Below are 1,485 nucleotides of genomic sequence, written 5' to 3' on the forward strand. Positions count from 1 at the left end.
GTCGCAGGCGAGCCGGTGCACCGAATCCTCGGGTTTCGCGAGTTCTACGGACTGAGGCTATGGCTCTCGCCGGAGACGCTGGAGCCGCGCCCCGACACCGAGACGTTGGTCGAGGCGATCCTGCCCTTCGCCAAGGCAACGGCGGAGCGGCAAGGCGAATGCCGTATCCTCGATCTCGGCACCGGTAGTGGCGCCATCGCGCTGGCGCTGCTTAGCGCCGTTCCCGGCGCTGTCGCGACCGGTGTCGACATAGCCGCGGGTGCGCTGGCCACAGCCATGCGCAATGCCCGTGACCTGGGGCTCGCCGACCGGTTCGAAACGCTTGAATCCAACTGGTTTGCAAAAGTTTCCGGCAGCTACCATGTAATTGCCGCAAACCCTCCCTATATACCTCGGCAAGACATAGGAAATCTGCAGGACGAGGTCCGCGGTTTCGATCCGCATCTGGCGCTTGACGGCGGCGCGGACGGTCTGGACCCCTACAGGATCATAGCCGCTGAGGCGGCGGGCTTTCTGGAAACCGAAGGCTTGGTCGTGGTCGAGATCGGCCACACGCAGCGAATCGAAGTGGCGGACATCTTCACGGCAGCCGGCTATCGGTTGGCCGATAAGTTTCGCGACCTCGGCGGTAACGACAGGGCTCTGGTGTTCGAACGCGCAAAGCCCTGATGCAGTGCGAAAAAGGGCTTGGCAATGCCCGGGAATGCAGCTAGGGTCAAAGTAGCCGGATGAGACGAAGCAGGCAGTGCTCTTAGCGATTCGGTTTTCCTTGGAAATAGCTGCCTTCTTGCGCGATCGACGCCAATGCTTCGTGCGGGAATCGTCCGGCAAGTGATGTAACCGGAACAGGATGGCACGTGGCGCCAACGCAATTGATGCGGGCGAACGCCGGTGAAGAAACGAAACGGCTGGCTGCATGAGCGCCTCCGTTCGCGAAGAGTTTTCAAAAATTTCACACTGAAGAGAGTCGAATGAGGCCACAACAGCAGAACAGGCGCATGCGCGGTCGCAATAACAATGGCGGCGGCGGTGGCAACAACAACAACCGCAAGGGCCCCAATCCCCTGACGCGCAACTACGAGAGCAACGGCCCGGATGTGAAGATCCGCGGATCGGCTCAGCAGATCGCCGAAAAATACGCCGCACTCGCCCGTGACGCGCAAAGCTCCGGCGACCGGGTGATGGCGGAAAACTATCTTCAGCACGCCGAACACTACAATCGCATCATTGCCGCCGCGCAGGCGCAGATGCCGATCCAGAACGTCCAGCAGAATCGCGACGATTTCGATGACGACGCGGACGAGGATCGCGACGAGTTCGACACTGTCGGCAACAGCAATGCCGGCGAAGCTCCGGCCGCGGCCGCCAACCAAGGTGCCGGCCCGCAGCCGGTGATCGAGGGCGAGCTGGCCTTCAATCAGGACAATGGAAACGGCCGCGACAATGGCCAACGCGATGGCCATGGCCGCGACAATGGCGGGCGCC

General features: G+C 61.9%; 2 protein-coding genes. Both read left to right on the forward strand.

All coding sequences use genetic code 11. The features are described from left to right. On the forward strand, positions 1 to 669 hold a 669-nt coding region (gene prmC / locus EOA33_RS35455), incomplete at its 5' end, for a peptide chain release factor N(5)-glutamine methyltransferase (RefSeq protein ID WP_127407701.1). Between the two features lie 329 nt (positions 670 to 998). Continuing rightward, positions 999 to 1,485 (forward strand): DUF4167 domain-containing protein (locus tag EOA33_RS35460; protein ID WP_245482546.1); only part of this gene is annotated, 487 nt, incomplete at its 3' end.

The sequence above is a fragment of the Mesorhizobium sp. M4A.F.Ca.ET.050.02.1.1 genome (genome assembly GCF_003997725.1).
Classification (GTDB): Bacteria; Pseudomonadota; Alphaproteobacteria; order Rhizobiales; family Rhizobiaceae; genus Mesorhizobium.